The organism is Halomonas sp. PA16-9, from assembly GCF_009728585.1.
GTDB lineage: Bacteria > Pseudomonadota > Gammaproteobacteria > Pseudomonadales > Halomonadaceae > Vreelandella > Vreelandella titanicae.
On sequence record NZ_CP040451.1, the window covers coordinates 139,669 to 157,326 of the forward strand.

Annotated in this window: 12 protein-coding genes and 2 pseudogenes; 10 read left to right on the forward strand and 4 right to left on the reverse strand. The window is 56.5% G+C overall.

Annotated features, from left to right (window positions below):
- Positions 1-19: 19 nt before the first annotated feature.
- The 6 genes from FDY98_RS00655 to FDY98_RS26435 all read left to right on the forward strand — a co-directional run bounded on the left by FDY98_RS00655 (position 20) and on the right by FDY98_RS26435 (position 4,284).
- The gene (locus FDY98_RS00655) at positions 20-721 is read left to right on the forward strand and encodes an RNA polymerase sigma factor FliA (RefSeq protein WP_009288446.1); all 702 of its coding nucleotides are present in this window, start codon (positions 20-22) and stop codon (positions 719-721) included.
- 40 nt (positions 722-761) lie between these two features.
- Positions 762-1,658 (forward strand): motility protein A, encoded by an 897-nt coding sequence (locus FDY98_RS00660; RefSeq protein WP_340146614.1) that lies wholly within the window; start codon positions 762-764, stop codon positions 1,656-1,658.
- A 14-nt stretch (positions 1,659-1,672) separates the two neighbouring features.
- Positions 1,673-2,260 (forward strand): OmpA/MotB family protein, encoded by a 588-nt coding sequence (locus FDY98_RS00665; RefSeq protein WP_340146615.1) that lies wholly within the window; start codon positions 1,673-1,675, stop codon positions 2,258-2,260.
- A 23-nt stretch (positions 2,261-2,283) separates the two neighbouring features.
- Positions 2,284-2,958: a hypothetical protein gene (locus FDY98_RS26425; RefSeq protein WP_340146838.1), complete on the forward strand. Its 675-nt coding sequence runs from the start codon at positions 2,284-2,286 to the stop codon at positions 2,956-2,958.
- Positions 2,959-3,082: 124 nt separating this feature from the next.
- Positions 3,083-3,685 carry a hypothetical protein gene (locus FDY98_RS26430; RefSeq protein ID WP_340146616.1) on the forward strand — a complete coding sequence of 201 codons (603 nt, stop codon included), beginning with the start codon at positions 3,083-3,085 and terminating at the stop codon, positions 3,683-3,685.
- On the forward strand, positions 3,637-4,284 hold the full coding sequence (locus FDY98_RS26435) for a GGDEF domain-containing protein (RefSeq protein ID WP_340146617.1): 648 nt from the start codon (positions 3,637-3,639) through the stop codon (positions 4,282-4,284). The genes FDY98_RS26430 and FDY98_RS26435 overlap by 49 nt, the downstream gene beginning before the upstream one ends.
- Before the next feature lie 8 nt (positions 4,285-4,292).
- Here the strand turns inward: FDY98_RS26435 and FDY98_RS00675 are convergent, their stop codons facing one another.
- Positions 4,293-4,895 (reverse strand): hypothetical protein, encoded by a 603-nt coding sequence (locus FDY98_RS00675; protein WP_027958771.1) that lies wholly within the window; start codon positions 4,893-4,895, stop codon positions 4,293-4,295.
- A 197-nt stretch (positions 4,896-5,092) separates the two neighbouring features.
- Between FDY98_RS00675 and FDY98_RS00680 the strand changes: the two genes are divergently transcribed.
- Positions 5,093-7,204 carry an adenosylcobalamin-dependent ribonucleoside-diphosphate reductase gene (locus FDY98_RS00680; RefSeq protein ID WP_027958772.1) on the forward strand — a complete coding sequence of 704 codons (2,112 nt, stop codon included), beginning with the start codon at positions 5,093-5,095 and terminating at the stop codon, positions 7,202-7,204.
- Positions 7,205-7,261: 57 nt separating this feature from the next.
- On the forward strand, positions 7,262-8,056 hold the full coding sequence (locus tag FDY98_RS00685; RefSeq protein ID WP_022520913.1) for a hypothetical protein: 795 nt from the start codon (positions 7,262-7,264) through the stop codon (positions 8,054-8,056).
- Positions 8,057-8,061: 5 nt separating this feature from the next.
- Here FDY98_RS00685 and FDY98_RS00690 read toward each other — a convergent pair whose 3' ends face one another.
- Both FDY98_RS00690 and uvrA read right to left on the reverse strand, forming a co-directional pair.
- Entirely contained in the window at positions 8,062-8,805 is a 744-nt protein-coding gene (locus FDY98_RS00690; RefSeq protein WP_027958773.1) for a Crp/Fnr family transcriptional regulator, read from the reverse strand.
- 154 nt (positions 8,806-8,959) lie between these two features.
- Positions 8,960-11,804 (reverse strand): annotated as a pseudogene (gene uvrA, locus FDY98_RS00695) (excinuclease ABC subunit UvrA).
- 193 nt (positions 11,805-11,997) lie between these two features.
- Here uvrA and FDY98_RS00700 point away from each other — a divergent pair.
- Both FDY98_RS00700 and FDY98_RS00705 read left to right on the forward strand, forming a co-directional pair.
- Positions 11,998-13,373: pseudogene (locus tag FDY98_RS00700) on the forward strand (MFS transporter).
- Positions 13,374-13,445: 72 nt separating this feature from the next.
- On the forward strand, positions 13,446-14,093 hold the full coding sequence (locus FDY98_RS00705) for a single-stranded DNA-binding protein (RefSeq protein ID WP_022520910.1): 648 nt from the start codon (positions 13,446-13,448) through the stop codon (positions 14,091-14,093).
- An 89-nt stretch (positions 14,094-14,182) separates the two neighbouring features.
- On the opposite strand, the gene FDY98_RS26440 is transcribed toward FDY98_RS00705, so the two are convergent.
- Positions 14,183-17,644 (reverse strand): carbohydrate-binding protein, encoded by a 3,462-nt coding sequence (locus tag FDY98_RS26440; protein WP_340146618.1) that lies wholly within the window; start codon positions 17,642-17,644, stop codon positions 14,183-14,185.
- Positions 17,645-17,658 lie beyond the last annotated feature (14 nt).

Below are 17,658 nucleotides of genomic sequence, written 5' to 3' on the forward strand. Positions count from 1 at the left end.
ATAGCCGCGAGGCGAGAGGATGTACACAGCACAAGGCAGGATCAAACAGAGTGAGCTGTTGACGCAATACATGCCACTGGTACGACGTCAGGCCTTGACGCTTCAGGTCCGTTTGCCAGCCAGCATTGAGCTCGACGACCTTATTCAAGCCGGGATGGTAGGGCTGCTGGAAGCACTGGGGCGCTTCGATGCCACCCAGGGAGCAACGTTCGCGACGTTTGCCAGTCAGCGTATTCGCGGTGCAATGATGGATGAATTACGTACCCGCGACTGGTTGCCCCGCAGCGTGCGCCGCTCAGCGCGAGCGGTTGACAGTGCCGTTCGTCAATTAGAGCAACAGCTCGGACGGGCACCAGAAGAGAACGAAATCGCCCAACACCTTGAAATGCCGTTGAGTGAGTATCAGCAGCTCCTCAACGACACTAACAGTGGTCAACTGTTGCCGTTTGAAGAGCTGGTGGCCGATGGTGGCGAGCCTAGCAATAATGAATTGGCTAATTCACCGTTCGAGCAGTTGCTAGACGGCCAGCAACGACAAACGTTGATTGAGGCAATTGAAGCGCTGCCAGAGCGTGAAAAGCTGCTAATGGCGCTGTACTACCAAGAAGAACTCAACCTTAAGGAAGTAGGGGCTGTGTTGGGCGTCACGGAGTCACGCGTTTCACAACTGCACAGCCAAGCCGTCAGCCGCTTACGCGCGCGTTTACACGACTCGGCATAACACCTCTTTTTACTCACTTGTGACCGGCAAGGAGCCGTGGATGAACCCTTCGACGCTGATAGGCATATTTGCCAGCATACTACTGTTGGTGAGCGTGCTGTTTTTCACCGCAGAGTCCCCTGAAAGTTTTATCAATTTGCCGGGTTTGGCCATTGTGGTGACCGGTACCCTAGCGGCAACCTTTATCAGCTATCCGCTGAAAGAGGTGCTCCGCGTCGTACGGTTGGTGGGCTTGGTATTCCGGCGCGAAAATACCTATATGCGTGACGATATCCGCGAATTGGTGGATATGTCGCGACTCTGGTTTAAGGGCGATGTACGTGCTGTCGAGCGCGAGTTGGAGCATACCCGAAACCCGTTTTTGCGTACCGGGATCCAACTGGTCATTGCCAACACCAAAGAGGATGAAATTTTTGACATGCTGCGTTGGCGCATTGCCCGTCTTAAAGCGCGTGAGCATGCCGAGGCACAAATATTCCGTACCATGGCCACCTACGCACCCGCATTTGGCATGATCGGCACCCTGGTGGGGCTGGTCAATATGCTGGAAGTCATGGACGCAGGCGACCTGCAGGTGATCGGCCCGCGCATGGCGGTGGCCCTGCTCACCACCTTCTACGGCATTTTACTCGCCAACTTGGTGTTTAAGCCGATTGCGGTGAAACTCGAGCGCCGCACCGAAGAGCGGCTGATTACCATGAACATGGTGCTGGAAGGTATTTCGCTGATTACCAAGCGCCGCCTGCCGTCGTTTATTGAAGAGACCCTCAACTCGTTTGTAGCTAACTATCACGATGAGATCCGTGATAACAGCGTCAAACCAAGGCCTGATTCGTCGGTTAGTGCGGCGGCGAAGGGTAGGCCGATGCTTGACCGTGATACGCGCCACGCACTGGAAATGACGCCGTCGCCAGGCGATGTGACGAGGGTTGGCTAACCAGCTATTTGGATGTGCTGACGCTGCTAATCACGCTCTTTGTGCTGCTGCTTTCACTGACACCGCCGGGAGGCGGTGAGGCGGCTGATACTGCTTTCATGCGCTCGGCTAGCGCTGTATCATCATTGCCGCTGGCGTCTCTAGCCACTGGTATTCAGCCCCGCCATTCAGGGGTTCAGCCGCAGTTTGATGGGCTCGACATCCCCGGTGTCAGTGTTTCGCAAGGGAGTGAAGGGGTCACGTTACGTATTGATACCAGCCTTTTATTTCCCAGCGGTCAAGCTGTACTGACTTCCCGTGGGCAAGAGGTGGTAGAAAGCCTTATCGATGTGCTGACCCGTTTTGACGGTCAGATTTCGGTAGAAGGCCACACCGACAGCGTGCCTATTTCAACGGCCCGCTTCCCCTCTAATTGGGAGCTTTCATCAGCGCGGGCTATCGCTGTGGTGAGGCATTTAGAGCGCCAAGGATTCAATATCTCTCGTATGCGGGCCGTCGGTTATGCCGACACCCAACCCATGGAACCGAACGCAACGGCGGAGGGCCGAGCTGCCAACCGTCGCGTAGAGTTGTTGCTAAGGCAGCAGGTCGAGGGTGAATAGATTGCGAGGCCACGTTTGTGTCCATGTACCACCCGCGGTTGCAGTCGTTTGGAGCTCTGCTGGTTTTAGATGCCGATTGTCGCCGCATTCAAGCCAGTAGCACCAACTTAACCCGCTTGACCGGTATTGAGCGCCCTGAAAATGGGCCGCACACTCTTGCCTATGTGTTAGGAAAACGGCTAAGCCAGCGGGTGCGCCGCGAGTTGCAGGGGCAGCAGAAACTCTCCGGCCCGCTGGTGTTTATTCGTTCCAAGCATAGCTACATGCGTTTTCAGCTCTATGCTTACCGAGCAGGTGGGAAGGTCATCGTCGAGATTGAGCCACTCAACCCCCAAGGTAAGCGCCGCCTGCTTGGTACAGTCAATGAGCGGCTGATGCATTTAGCCGACGCAACCCACCAGGAAGAGCTGCTCGACTGCTTGGTTAACGCTATTCAACAGCTCACCGGCCATGATCGCGTCACCGTGTGCCATTTCGACAGTGATTGGCATGGTTTAATGGTTGCCGAAGCGCTGGCAACCAGCTGCCTTCGCTGTTGGGTCAGCGCTTCCCTCAAGCGACTTCCCTGTCGCCTTACGCAAAAGTTACCAACATTACCCGTTCGGTTAATTGAAGACGTCGATGCGCCGCCTGAAACGCTGACTCCCGCCTACTCGGGAGTGAGCCTTAGCGGCAGCTTTTACGCGCCCTGCCCCTGAGCGGCAGCGGTATTTAAATCGCCTGGGGGTGCGTGGGTCATTCAGTTTGGCCATGCAGGGGGATACTGGCTTATGGGGTCTAGTGTTTTGCCATTCGCCAGCACCGCACTCGGTTGAACCCCCCGTGCGCGATGCCGTTCGCACCCTCGTGCAAATGGCCACCCAGCGCATGCTGTTGCTACGGGCGCGTCAAGAAGCCCGCTACCTACAACGGGTTCAGGATAGCCTCGTGCTCAGTGCGCGAACGCGCAGCGAGCCGCAAAGTCCCCAACAGTTACTTCATGAGCAGGCGGCTATCTGGATGAAGCTGTTTCGCGCCCATGGCGTGGTGCTGTGGGTGAATGGTGGCGCTTATCAAGCGGGTGTGACGCCGACTCCAGAAGCGATAAGCCAGTTTGTGCTGCGCCTGGAAAGAACTCATGTACATAGCGGCCCTTGGTGCACGCGCGAAATCGGCAAAGAGACGTTAACCGCTTCGCTAGCCATGCCCGAGCAGTGTGGGGCTCTAGCAGTGCCGCTGCCAATGAGTTCGACCCAGCGCGCCTGGCTGATTTTTTTTCGCCCCGAGCAGGTGGAAACGCTGTATTGGGCGATGCAGCCTACAACCAACCCTAAACCGGCCGTGATATTGGCTCCATCGGTTGCTTGGTCTGAAGAGATAGTCGGCAGAAGTGAAGCGTGGCTGCGGGTAGAGCGCTTAGCGGCGGTAGACTTGGGGAAGACCTGACGCTGGCGATTTCTGCCTATGAAATTAGCTCACTGAATATGCACCTGGAGCACGAACGCAAAGCCCTTGCCGAAGCCAACCAGCGTCTTGAGCAATTAGCCCATTTCGATCCTCTAACCAAGGTGTGGAACCGTTACCGCATCGAAGAAGCGATCAATGCAGAGCTGGTGGCTGCCAAGCGCTATGCGGCCGCTTTTGCCTTGCTACTGTTCGATGTGGATAACTTTAAGCAGATCAACGATGCTCACGGCCATAGCGTGGGTGACGATGTGCTGGTGGCCCTGGCGCGCTTAGTGGAAAGCTCGCTGCGTGGCTGCGACCACCTGGGCCGTTGGGGAGGCGAAGAGTTTATTGTGCTGGCGACTCATTCCGATGTTGATGCCGCCACTGGCCTGGCTGAGCGGCTGCGCTCGCTGGTAGAAGAGCTGCGTATAGAGGGCGTTGAGCAAACGGTTACAGTGAGTATCGGTGTCGCCGTTTGGCAGCCGGGTGACAGCTGTAAAACCCTTATCTCCCGGGCTGATGACGCCATGTACCGCGCTAAGCATGGCGGACGCAACCGCGTTGAAATGGCGCTTGAGCCTGTGGTGCTGATTTAAGCAAACCTTTAGGTGCCACTACCTTCACACTGGGTGAGCATCCAGTTGATCGCCGCATCGGCGCCTTTTAGGCTAAAGGTCATATACCACGGCTCGCGCTCGTCCTGGTCGAAGCCGAGAAATAGCTGCTCCCCCTGGCGCATGTCGGCCATCAGTGATGCCAAGTCACTTAAATAAAAGTGAGCATAAAACCCGTCATCGCCGCGCTCAGTGATAAATTCCGCCATGGTGTCGATAACGGGCCGCTCATCGATGCGCAGCCGAGTGGGCACCAGGTTTACTGTACGGCTCTCTCCCTGCTGCTGCTCAAGGGTGACGCGCATCTCCAGCCAGGGTAAATCGCAAACGCCCGAGGTGGCATTCAAGCTCAGCGTCGCATCCGAGTAGCTGTGGGTTTCTACCGCCCGATAGTGGCGTTCGCCCCCCAGTGAGAGCGTCATTGACTGCCAATGGTCGTGGGTGGCCACATCGTCGGTATTGAAGGTGGTCGCGTTAGCGACGGGCGTAGCGACCATCCACATGGTCGCTATCGCCACAACGGTAAACGTGAGCGTGCAAAGATACTGGGATGGAGAGCGCAGGAAGTGAGTTGCGGACATGATTAAAGCCATTTAACCCAAAACCCCAGTCTATATCGTGTTTGGGATTGGCAAAATAGTAACGCGCTGATTTTCCTATATATGGTAGAAAAAATTAAAAAAAGTGCCTCATATGGTGGGAGGTCACGTCTATACTTCACTTCGATGCTACGTATAATCGCCCTATTTGAGCGCTATAATTCACCCTCGCTGTGAAGGAGTTTTGCGACATGAGCACCGCTGCCAAGGCTATGAAGACCTCTAACGATGTCCCTATGCAGGCCCCCTCGCGGGAAATATGGGACGCCAAATACCGTCTCAAGGATCGTCATAGCCAACCCGTTGATCAGGACGTTGGTGCTACGTTTGAACGGGTTGCTCGTGCCCTGGCAGCGGTGGAGGGAGATAAAGCGGAAGAGTGGTTGCCCAAATTTCGCTGGGCGTTGGAAAACGGCGCCATTCCTGCCGGTCGTATTCTCTCCAACGCGGGGGCTGAGGCCTACAAGCCTGCGGTGAGCCTGATTAACTGCACTGTCTCCCGCACCATTCGTGACTCCATGCGCGATATCCTCGACTCAGTGGTCGATGCGGGTATGACGCTGAAATCCGGGGCGGGTATCGGCTACGACTTCTCGACGCTGCGTCATAAGGGCGCGTTCGTATTCGGCGCTGGCGCGGGCACCAACGGTCCACTGGCGTTTATGGATATCTACGACAAGATGTGCTTCACCGTCGCCTCTGCTGGTGGTCGGCGTGGTGCCCAGATGGGCACCTTTGACGTGGGGCATCCGGACGTACGTGAGTTTATTCAGGCCAAGCGCGAAGCGGGGCGCCTACGACAGTTTAACCTCAGCTTGCTGATCACCGACGAATTTATGGAAGCGGTCAAGAACAATGCTGACTGGCCGCTGGCTTTTCCGCTGCACCCCGGTGAGAAAGAGGATGTCAAAGCGGAAGACCTGATCTACCGCGACTGGCCGGTGGTTGAAGAGGGCTACACGGTCGATGCCGAAGGCCGCGTCGCCTGCCGCATTGTTGAAGTGATTAAAGCGCGCGAGTTGTGGGACACCATCATGTCCTCCACCTACGACTACGCCGAGCCCGGCTTTATCCTGATCGACCAAGTTAATCGGATGAACAACAACTGGTTCTGCGAAGATATCCGTGCGACGAATCCCTGTGGCGAACAACCCTTGCCGCCAGAAGGCGCCTGCCTGCTGGGTTCTGTCAACCTAACCAAGTTTGTGATCGACCCCTTTGGCGCCGAGCCGCGCTTTGATTGGGAACGCTATCGCAAAGTGGTGGCGATCTTCACCCGTATGCTCGACAACGTGGTGGAAATTGCTGGTCTACCGCTGCCCCAGCAGCAGCGTGAGATTGAAGCCAAGCGTCGCCACGGCATGGGTTTTCTAGGCTTAGGGTCGACGCTTACTATGTTAAAGATTCCCTACGGCTCTAAGCAGTCACTGGTATTCACCGATGAAGTCAGCCGTCATTTAGCCATTGAGGGCTGGAAACAGGCGCTGGAGCTTTCTCAAGAGAAGGGCATGGCGCCGGTGCTCGAACAGGAGCACACCATTACCCCCAAAATGCTGCGTGAGCGGCCACAGTTGGCTAAAGATGGCTACGAAGTGGGTGATCAAGTGCCAGGGCGCATTCTGCACGCCCGTTACAGCCAATATATGGCCCAAGTGGCCGAGCATGAGCCGGAGTTGGTGGCGCAACTGGCCGAGCACGGCGCGCGCTTTACCCACCACAGCTCGATCGCGCCGACCGGCACGATCAGCCTGTCGATGGGTAACAACGCCTCCAACGGTATCGAACCCTCCTTCTCGCATCGCTATTTCCGCAATATTATTCAGTCGGGCAAGAAGACCAAAGAGCAGGTCGAAGTCGTCTCCTTTGAGCTGGCCGCCTACCGTCACTTTATTGCATCTGATGCGGTGGACAGCGACCTGCCTGACTACTTCGTTACCGCCGATGCGATATCTCCCGAACAGCACGTTGCCGTTCAAGCCGCCGCCCAGCACTGGGTGGATTCAGCGATCTCGAAAACGGTCAATGTGCCTACCGAGTTCCCCTTTGAACAGTTCCAGAACCTCTATTTGCAGGCTTATGAAAGCCGCTTAAAAGGCTGCACTACTTTTCGCTTTAATCCCGAAGCTTTCCAGGGCGTGCTCGTGCGGGAAGATGATCTTAAAAACACGACCTACGTATTCGAACTGGAAAACGGTGAAACCCTCGAACTAGCCGGGGATGAGAAGGTGATTTACGACGGTGAAGAGCATAACGCTGCCAACCTCTTTGATGGCTTAAAAGAAGGCACCTACGGCAAATGGTGATGCTGCGTTAAGCGCCACCTGTTTAAAAACGCACACCTTTGCTAAGTGGAGAACACCATGGCTGTAGAAATTACTTCAAAAATTGTGGGTTACCGTATCAAGCAGCAGGAGCAGGCCGTTCCCGTTCCTGAGCTACAAGATGAAGATCCGCTAACGGTGCGTATACCTTCCCGTCCGGAAGGCACGTTGGAAGCCGTGTCTGAAAAGATTTCATACGTAGGCGCGGAAGGGCGCAAAAAAGTCTATTTGCTGGTGTCGTTTATGCCAGTGGAAGGCGTGATTGGCAGTAAGCGCGTGGTGATTGAGCGCCCGGTGGAGTTCTTTTTTCCGTCAGGGCAGCTCTCCAGCGAGCACCAGTGGATCACCGCGACCATGCGCAGCCTTTCGCTGGCGGCCCGTGGTGGTTACGTCACACAAGCGGTGGCGGATCTGCGCAAAGTGGCCTGGGACAAAGGCTTGGTGCGCTGTGGCATGAACCGCTGGAACAAGCCAATGTTCCACGATTCGGAAGTGGCGGCGATTGCCTGGTCGATTCAGCAGATTCTTTATCGCCGCGGTTTTCTAGATCGGGATGGCAACCAGGTGCCGGTTGAAAAGCTGGTAGAGCGTTATGCTCATCGTATGGCTCACGGCCACGCTTGGCAGCCCGGTGCTGAAGACGAAGCTAATGATGCACCCATTGAAACAGGCGCGGTGGAGTCGATTGGCGGTGATAAGGCAACGAAGGGAAAAAAGCCTGAAGGCAGTGGCCCAGCCATAGTGGGTAACTGCCCCGAGTGCCGCGGTGAGCTGATCATGATGGATGGCTGCCCGACCTGCTATGCTGGCTGCGGCTGGTCAAAGTGTGGTTAGTTTTCTCAGGTGGAATCGCCTAACAGTGGCCGGACATTGTCGGTGAGGTAGCAATCGTCAAATTCACCTTCGGTGCATAGCGCGGATAAGTCTGGAATGGTGACATGGTGGCGGTCGCGAAATACTAGGCCGTCTTCACTAAGCGCCGTAAAGGTGCGGCTAACGTGTACCGGGCTTAGCCCGAGCACATCGGCTAACTGCTCCTGTGAGAGCGGCAGGCGGAACTGGTTGCTAATATCCGGGTTGGTTTGGCGCAGCCTTAAATACATTTCATACAGAAAATGCGCCATTTTCTTACGTGCACTGCGTCTGGCCAGAGTGACGAGGCGCTCAGTGAGCAGCGCCTGCTGACGGCTGCCAATGGCAAACATCACCGAGGTGAGAGGCAGCGAATGGCGAAATATTTCCAGCATACGTTTATGCGGGAAATGACAAATCACGCCATCATCAATCATGCGCACATTTTCAAGCCGCTGCGAGAAGGCAAACTCGCGCAACCCGATGATATCGCCCGGCAAAAACACTTCGAGAATCTGTCGGTCACCATTCTCTAAGTGACGGTAGGAGTAGGCCCAACCACTTTTTAGCGTGCAAAACTCATTGGCCGCATCGCCCATCTCCCAGAGTAGCGTGCCCGACTTAATATTGGTTGGGCTCTCCTCTAGCGCCATGAGCAATCCCTTCTCATCATCGCTTAATGAGCAGTAGTGATTGAAGTGCTTAATAATACAGCTGTTTTCCTGACCCACGACGTATCCCTCCAGCACAGGATTGGATAATACTGCTAACGATTATCTACCCGCCACTATAAACGATGTGGCCATCTACTGCGTCGCCCAAATAGGCTAACTAGCGTACCTATTTAGCCTGGGGTGAGCAGCGCTCACCCCTCGAAAACCAGCGTCAACGCTTCGTTGCACGCTTGCCTCGCGCGAGCAGCGGCGCTAAGAAGCGGCCGGTATGCGAAACGTCCTGTTTGGCGAGCTGTTCCGGCGTGCCCTCGGCGATGATCTGTCCGCCACCTGAACCCCCTTCGGGGCCAAGATCGACAATCCAGTCGGCGGTTTTGATCACATCCAGGTTGTGCTCAATCACCACGATGGTATTGCCGTGATCGCGCAGACGGTGAAGTACCGTCAGCAGTTGGCGAATATCCTCAAAGTGCAGGCCGGTGGTGGGCTCATCCAAGATATACAGCGTTTTGCCGGTATCACGCTTGGCCAATTCACGGGCGAGTTTAACCCGCTGCGCTTCGCCACCGGAAAGGGTGGTGGCGCTCTGCCCTAAGCGAATGTAGGAAAGGCCTACATCTAGCAAGGTTTGCAGGCGACGTGCAATGGCGGGCACTGGGCTAAAGAACTCCAGGGCGTCTTCCACCGTCATGGCCAGCACTTCGTGGATGGTTTTACCCTTGTAATGAATGTCCAGGGTTTCGCGGTTGTAGCGTTTGCCCTTACAGACATCGCAGGGCACGTAGATATCCGGCAGAAAGTGCATCTCTACCTTGATCATGCCTTCGCCCTGGCACGCCTCGCAGCGCCCACCCTTGACGTTAAAACTAAAACGACCGGGCTTATAGCCCCGGGAACGCGCTTCTTGGGTGCCCGCAAACAGCTCGCGAATCGGCGTAAAAATACCCGTATAGGTGGCCGGGTTGGAGCGTGGCGTGCGACCAATCGGGCTCTGGTCGATATCGATGACTTTATCGAGCTGGTCGAGCCCCTCGATCTTCTCATAGGGCGCGGCGGTCAATGTCGTCGCGCGATTTAATTCGCGCGCCGCAATCGGCATCAAGGTACCGTTGATCAACGTCGACTTACCCGAGCCGGAAACGCCGGTAATGGCGATAAACAGCCCCAGCGGCAGGCTAAGGGTGACGTTCTGCAGGTTATTGCCGGTAGCGCCGCGCACAATCAGCTGCTTTTCTGGATTGCCGGGTATGCGGTAGGGCGGCACGGCAATTTCCCGGGAGCCAGATAAGTATTGGCCGGTCAGCGAGTTGGGGTTGTCCATCACATCTTGAGGGGTGCCCTGGGCAACGATTTCACCACCGTGGACGCCTGCCCCAGGGCCGATATCCAGCACGTGGTCGGCGGCGCGAATGGCGTCTTCATCGTGCTCTACCACAATCACGGTATTGCCCAGGTCACGCAGTCGCTCAAGGGTTTTCAGCAGTCGGTCGTTGTCGCGCTGATGCAAGCCAATCGACGGCTCATCGAGAATATACATCACCCCCCAGGCCTGCGCCAATTTGGCTGGCTAAACGGATACGCTGGGCTTCACCGCCGGATAGGGTGTCGGCGCTGCGCTCCAGGTTGAGATAGTCCAGCCCCACGTTGACCAGAAACTCTAGCCGGGCGTGAATCTCGTGGACGATTTTATCGGCGATCTCACCCTTGCGGCCGGGCAGGCTTAGATCAGCAAAATAGCGCCACGCTTCACCAATGGGGAAGCGCACAATTTCGGCGATGTTGTGATCGTCCACATAGACATGGCGCGACTCTTTACGCAGTCGTGAGCCGTTACAAGTGGCACAAGGCTGCACCGCGATGTATTTGACCAGGTCATCGCGGACCATGTTGGATTCGGTTTCCCGATAACGGCGCTGCATGTTGGGCAGCACGCCCTCGAAGGCGTGCTCGCGCGTCACTTTACGGCCCCGGTCGCCCACATAGACAAACGGAATCCGCTCATCGCCGCTACCGTTGAGGATAACCTCCTGCTGGTGGTGGGCGAGCTCTTGCCAGGGCGTTTCCAGCTCAAAGCCGTAGTGCTTGGCCAGCGCCTGGAGCTGGGTAAAGTAGTAAATATTGCGCCGATCCCAGCCTTTGATCACGCCTTCGGCAAGCGATAGCTCCGGGTGGCTGATGAGCTTGTCCGGGTCGAAGTACTGCTGTACGCCTAGCCCGTCGCAGGTAGGGCAGGCGCCCGCAGGATTGTTGAACGAGAACATGCGTGGCTCAAGCTCTGCCAGGGAGTAGCCGCACACCGGGCAGGCAAAGCGCGATGAAAAGGCAATGTCTTCGCGCTCACCGTCCATAAAGTGAATCATGGCGGTGCCGTCGGCGAGGTTCAACGCGGTTTCAAAGGATTCCGCCAGCCGCTGGGCAAGGTCGTCGCGCACTTTGAAGCGGTCAACCACCACGCTGATATCGTGTTTTTTGCGCTTATCCAGCGGGGCTATGTCATCCAGTTCCAGCACCTGACCATCGATCAAGGCGCGCACAAAGCCCTGGGCGCGTAGCTCTGCCAATAGCTGTAAATGTTCACCTTTACGGCCTTTGACCACCGGCGCCAGCAGCATTAACTTGGTGCCTTCGGCGAGGTTCATGACTTGGTCGACCATCTGCGAGATGGTCTGGGCTTCCAAGTCTTCGCCATGTTCTGGACAGCGGGGCGTCCCGGCACGCGCAAACAGCAGACGCAGGTAGTCGTAAATTTCGGTGATGGTGCCCACGGTCGAGCGCGGGTTGTGGGAAGTGGACTTCTGCTCAATGGAGATCGCAGGTGACAGCCCTTCGATGTGATCCACATCGGGCTTTTCCATCATCGACAGGAACTGGCGCGCATAAGTGGAGAGCGATTCCACGTAGCGGCGCTGCCCCTCGGCGTAAAGGGTGTCGAATGCTAACGACGATTTACCCGAGCCGGAGAGGCCGGTAATCACAATCAGCTTGTTACGGGGCAGCTCCACATCGATCTGCTTGAGGTTGTGGGTGCGGGCACCCCTGACCAGAATGCTGTCCATCAACACCTCGAATCGCGCGGCAAAAGCGTGATTATACGTTTGTCGGCACCCTCCCGGCAAAACCGCTTTCATAACCCAAGATAACCTGCGGCAACTCGCGACGTTTCCAGCGCCAGCCCAAACCGCTAGAATAGAGGATTGTCACAATCCACTCTGACTCACCACATGCTTAACCACCATATAAAAGGGCATTATGCGCAAGGTTTCCGCACTATTGCTGGCCTCTGAACGACGTGCGATCAGTGGTTTGGCCGGGCTTTATGCATCGCGCATGCTGGGTCTGTTTATGGTGCTGCCGGTGTTGGCGCTGTATGCCGACACCCTTGAGGGTTCGACCCCGCTACTCGTGGGCGTGGCGCTGGGGATTTATGGTTTAACCCAGGCAACGCTGCAAATCCCGTTTGGCTTACTCTCTGACCGCATTGGTCGTAAGCGGGTGATTGCCATGGGGCTATTGATATTTGCACTCGGCAGCGTGGTCGCCGCTCTATACCGATACATTATTGGTGTGATTGCCGGGCGAGCGCTGCAGGGTGGCGTGCCGTTGCCGCGGCGATTATGGCGCTGCTGGCGGATCAAACCCGTGAAGAAGTGCGCACCGCCGCTATGGCCACCATTGGGCTTTCTATTGGCGTTTTCGTTTGCGATTGCGATGGTGCTGGGGCCATGGCTTGCCGCCTGGGCTGGGCTGGCTGGGGTCTTCTGGTTTACCTCGCTACTAACGCTGGTGGGGCTGCTGGTGCTATGGCGCTGGGTGCCTGCCGCGCCGCGGCGGCGACGTCACCGCGATGTGGGCATGGATCGCCAGCAGTTTAAAGTGTCATCACCCGCTCCGATTTATGGCGGCTGGATATGTCGATTTTTGCCCTGCATTTAGTGCTGATGGCGATATTTGTCGCGGTACCTTTTCGCCTGCTAGACGCCGGTGTAGCGATTGAGTATCACGGGCTGGCATATCTTGGCATTATGGCGCTATCGTTTGTGGCCATGGTGCCGCTGATAATTGTGGCCGAGAAGCAGCAGCGCATGCGTTTGATGTGCTTGTTGCGATCGGCGCTATTGTGATTAGTTTGGCCGGGCTGGGGTTGCCACTCTCGCCAAGTTACTGGCTGTTTGTATGGCTGTTTGTGTTCTTCACCGGCTTTAACTTGCTGGAAGCGACGCTACCTTCCATGCTCATTAAGTTACCCGGCGGGCGGCCAAAGGTACCGCGATGGGGGTCTACTCCACAGCCAATTTTTAGGCGCTTTTTTAGGCGGTACGCTAGGCGGTTTACTGGCGCATTACGGTGGCCTCAACGCGGTTTTTATTGGCTGTGCTGGGCTTGCGCTATGCTGGTGGATCGCCATGTGGCGGATGCCCGCACCGCCCCCGCTCTCCAGCGAAGTGGTGGCGCTACACGAGACCCAGGCAGATGCGCTCGACCTGTTGATGGAACACTTAGCCGATGTGGTCGGCGTCGAAGACGTAATGGTGGTGCCAGAAGAGCGTTTGGTCTATTTAAAGGTGAACCGCCAGCAGCTCGATCAGGCGGCGTTGAACAAGCTCATGGCACCCCCCAAATCTTAATCCAGCCGTGCCGATGAAGTGTGGCGGCGGTTGGCAATAAACTCTACATGACAGCTATTAAAGGAGCGCCTTATGGCTCGCGGCATTAACAAAGTCATTCTGATTGGCAACCTCGGGCAGGATCCAGAGGTGCGTTTCACTCCCAGCGGCACCGCTGTGGCCAACCTAAACCTGGCCACCACTGATACCTGGATGGATCGCCAAAGCGGTCAACGCCAAGAGCGCACCGAATGGCACCGCGTGGTGATGTTCAATAAAACCGCTGAGATCGCCCAGCAGTACCTGAAAAAAGGCTCCAAAGTCTATATTGAAGGGCGCCTGCAAACCCGTAAGTGGCAGGATCAGAATGGGCAAGATCGCTACTCGACGGAAATCGTTGCCAACGATATGCAGATGCTTGATGGCCGTAGCGGTGATTACCAGGGCGGTGGCGCTCCGCAAAATAACTATTCCCAGAACGCTCCTCAGAACGCCCCCCAGAATGCGCCGGCTCAAAATAATCCTGCTGCTAATCACCAAGGCGGCTATCCCCCTCAGGGTGGTGCGCCTCAAGGCGGAAATAACTACCCTGGCGGGCAGAGCCCACAGCAGCCACCACGGCCCGCTCAGCCAGCACCGCACCAGGGCAACCAAGCTCCACCGCCCAACCAGCAGAACAGCAGCTACGGCGCTCCGGATCCGGGTAACTTCGACGACTTCGACGATGAGATCCCGTTCTAAAGACGTAAAACGCCTAAAACGATTAACGAGATCACAATATAGCCCGCTAAAAAGCGGGCTATATTGCGTACCAGGCTTGGTAACCGCGGTTAGAACAACAGCTCACTCGTTGATGGCTCTTGAACTCCCGTCACCCCCAGGGCATCTTCACCGCTATTAAGGCTTAGTGCTGAGGGCTGGTTCTCGCTTTGCTCAATGATGAGTGATTGAAGATCCATTGAGCCACCATTGAAGGTTAACCGTACTACTTGTTCCCCCTCCTGCAAGTTGAGCGTCACCTCCGGCCCTTGGACATAGTTTCCCCAGTCGCCGCTATTGGGAACGCTAAGCGGGGAGGCTTGTGCGTAGAACACGCCATCTTTCTCAGCGGCGACCGTTATGCTGCGGCCAGACCAAGGTGTCGCGGTAATAAACGAGAAGGTGTGTTCGCCAGCTTCAACGACATCGACGGTGTACTCTACCCATTCATTATTGGCGATCCAACCTATGGCCTCACCGTCGCCAACAATATCCACACCTTCGCCGCGAATGCTGGCGTTACCCAGTTGGGTTTCGCTGCTATCGTTGTAGGCTATGCCCGCGCCACCCTGGTCGTAGTTGATAGCGTCGAGAAACAGACCGCCGTCATCAATCAACCAGGGGGTTTCACTGTCATTGAATGGTGTTTGGTTGTCGGTAGTAGTGATAGGGACGAGTGAGAGCGAGGCCAGATCCTGGGAGCCGCCATTGAAGGTTAAGCGCAGCACCTGTTCACCGGCTTCCAGTTCTACCTGTACGCTGTCGGTGGGTACAAAGGTCGTCCAACTGCCGCTGTAGTTCACGCTGACCGGCGAGGCGGTGGTGTAAGGGCTATCTCCTTGGGCGAAGGACGCAGTAATGGAGCGTGCGGCACCACCGGTCGACCCCAGCGCCGAGAGGAAGGAGAGCTCGTAAGTGCCTGCCTGAGCCACATTGAGAGTGTACTCGACCCACTCATTGTTTTCGATCCAGCCGATGGCCGAACCGTCACCGACGATGTCCACGCCATCGCCCCGGAAGTTGCTACCTTCCTGATTCTCGCTGCTGTCGTTGTAGGCGACATCCTGACCGCCGCTATCGTAGTTGACGGCATCCAGCACGAGGCCTTCATCCTCTACCAGCCATGGCGTTTGGTTGGTGTTGAAGGGCTGTTGCTCCTCCTCTCCCAGGTCGATCGCCTCGAAGCTGAACGACTGCAGGTCAAGCTGGCCGCCGTTGAACGTCAGTCGCAACACTTGCTCGCCAGCATCAAGATCGAACTCCAGTGGGCCAACCGTCTGGAAGCTGGTGAAGCTGCCGGTATTGGGCAGGTTGATCGAGGCACTGCTCTGGAAGTTGCCATCCTGCTCAAAAGCGGCGGTGATGGATTTTCCATTTGATGTTGCCGAGGTGAGGAAGCTCAGTGCATAGGTGCCTGCCGTTTCAACATTGAGCGTGTACTCGACCCACTCGCCATCGGCGATATAACCCAAGGCTCCGGTGCCGTTGGAGATATCCACCGCTTCGTCGGAGCGGAACGCTGCACCCTGATGGGCGGTGGTGGTGTCGTTGTAGGCCACGCCCTGGCCACCGTTATCGAACAGCTTGGCTTCCAGCGTCAATCCATCCGCCCCGAGTGTCCACGGCGTTTCGCCTGTGTTGTAAGCAGTTTGCTCTACAGGTGCCTGGTCATCCAGGAAGTTCGGAATGCCATCGCCGTCACTGTCGTCATAGAGATCGATGCGGCCGTTGCCATCGGCATCCTCCACCCCGGTGGGGTCATAGGTCTGAACATTCTCGACCAGGAAGATATTGTCGTTGTAGTCGTAGTTCACCCCCGCATAGTCCTGAATCACGATATAGGTATTGGGAATGACGTTGCCTGCTGCGTCTTTCGCTACGTAGACGCGAATCAGGTGGCCGTCGTTTTCGTCCCAGTTCAGGTTGGTGCCGGGGCTGCCGATAGCATCGATGGTGTCTTCGTAGAGGTTGGCATCGGGGTCAGACCAGGAGATGTAGCCTTGGCGACCGGTAATGTCCGCAAAGAAGCCAAAGGGCGCGTCCCGATCCAGAGTGGTGGTGGTCAGCAAGTCGCCACTATTGAGTGCCCGCGGCAGCAGCGTTTGCCCATCCTGCTCGTCGTGGGCCAGTATCTCGTCACGATCCCGGCTATCCACATCGTGGATAAACAGTCGCGCCACATCGCCTTGGGTATGATATGCCGCCAACTGGGTGATCTTGATCGGCGATTGACCGTCGGCACGCTGGAAGTAGGGCGAGAGAATCTCATCCCCGTTCGCTTCCACCAACCCGCCCTGATTCATCTGCCCCTCGGCCACATTGGTCGAGAAGCCGAAGGCATCGATGATCTCCTGTACCAGCGGCTCCTGGCCATTCTCTGACTGGCCCTGGGCAATCCCCGCCAGTTGGATCGTTTTGGTTCCCTCATCACCGTCGTTTGAGTTAATGATCAGCGTGGACTCATACAGCGTACCGTCATCGAAATCCTCGGCGATAAAGCGAACGGTGACATCCAGTGTGCCGCCGGCGGGAATGAGCAGGTTTTCGGTGGCTCCCACGATCTCAAATAGGCTCGGATCGGAAATTGCCAGGCTGCTGATCTCCAGGTCGGCGAAGCCATCGTTGGTGATGGTAAAGGTCGATTCGTCGTGGAACACCTGGCTGGCGTTGGCCGGGTTTTCTATTCGGCTCATCACCAGGCGATCATCCGAGGGTACCCCATCCAGGTTGGTGATGGAGATCTCGCCGCCGGAAACCGGTGAGATCCCTTCAATGACAAACATGTTGTCGTTGTAGTCATAGTTGATGCCGGTGTAATCCATCACGCCCAGGTAGGTGTTAGGGATTACGTTGCCATTGGCATCCAGTGCCTGGAATACCCGCACGGTATAGCCACGCTCAATGTCTTCCGCCCCTGGCGGTACCGTGCCGCCTCCAGTGGGATTGAGCGACGGGTCGGTTGAGAGATTGGCAACCTCGATACCAAAGATATCGTTACCGATCCAGCCGTCGGGGATTTGGTCGCGAGTGAACGTTGCCGTCGCGAATTGTCCATTGGCCTTGATAGGCAGTAGCGACTGGTTATTGTCGCCTGCATGATCGGAAAGGATAATATCCTGGTTTTTATTGCCGGGATTATGAATCCCCAGCGTTGCTCCCCCGTTGCCGTGGTAGGCCGCCAACTGGGTAATCGTGGCCGACTCAAAGCCATCGGCTATCTTCCAGTAACGTGACATCACCTCGTCATCATTGACCGGTCGGTAAAGGTCGAAGTCGTTGAGAACCGAGTTCTCGCCACCACCTACGGTGGTTAGCCCCTGGATGACGTTGCCAAAACCGAACACTTCCCAGACCTCGTTGACGTTGGGCTCCCAGCCGCCTTCGTCACGCGCCTGCCAGAAGCCTGCTAGGTGCACCTCGGCGACGGGGGTGTCGGCGTCGTTGGTGACCAGGCGCAGCGTTCCCTCAAAGACGCCGTCGCCTGCATCGTTAGTGGGTGGCGTATAGGCCGCGCGGTCAAACAGCACTTGCACGTCAATCGATTCTC

What these genes read in the sequence shown, in the direction of transcription:
- FDY98_RS00655 (WP_009288446.1), top strand. Translation starts at nt 20, where the DNA reads ATGTACACAGCACAAGGCAGGATCAAACAGAGTGAGCTGTTGACGCAA.
- FDY98_RS00660 (WP_340146614.1), top strand. Translation starts at nt 762, where the DNA reads ATGAACCCTTCGACGCTGATAGGCATATTTGCCAGCATACTACTGTTG.
- FDY98_RS26425 (WP_340146838.1), top strand. Translation starts at nt 2,284, where the DNA reads ATGTACCACCCGCGGTTGCAGTCGTTTGGAGCTCTGCTGGTTTTAGAT.
- FDY98_RS00675 (WP_027958771.1), bottom strand. Translation starts at nt 4,895, where the DNA reads ATGGCTTTAATCATGTCCGCAACTCACTTCCTGCGCTCTCCATCCCAG.
- FDY98_RS00680 (WP_027958772.1), top strand. Translation starts at nt 5,093, where the DNA reads ATGAGCACCGCTGCCAAGGCTATGAAGACCTCTAACGATGTCCCTATG.
- FDY98_RS00685 (WP_022520913.1), top strand. Translation starts at nt 7,262, where the DNA reads ATGGCTGTAGAAATTACTTCAAAAATTGTGGGTTACCGTATCAAGCAG.
- FDY98_RS00705 (WP_022520910.1), top strand. Translation starts at nt 13,446, where the DNA reads ATGGCTCGCGGCATTAACAAAGTCATTCTGATTGGCAACCTCGGGCAG.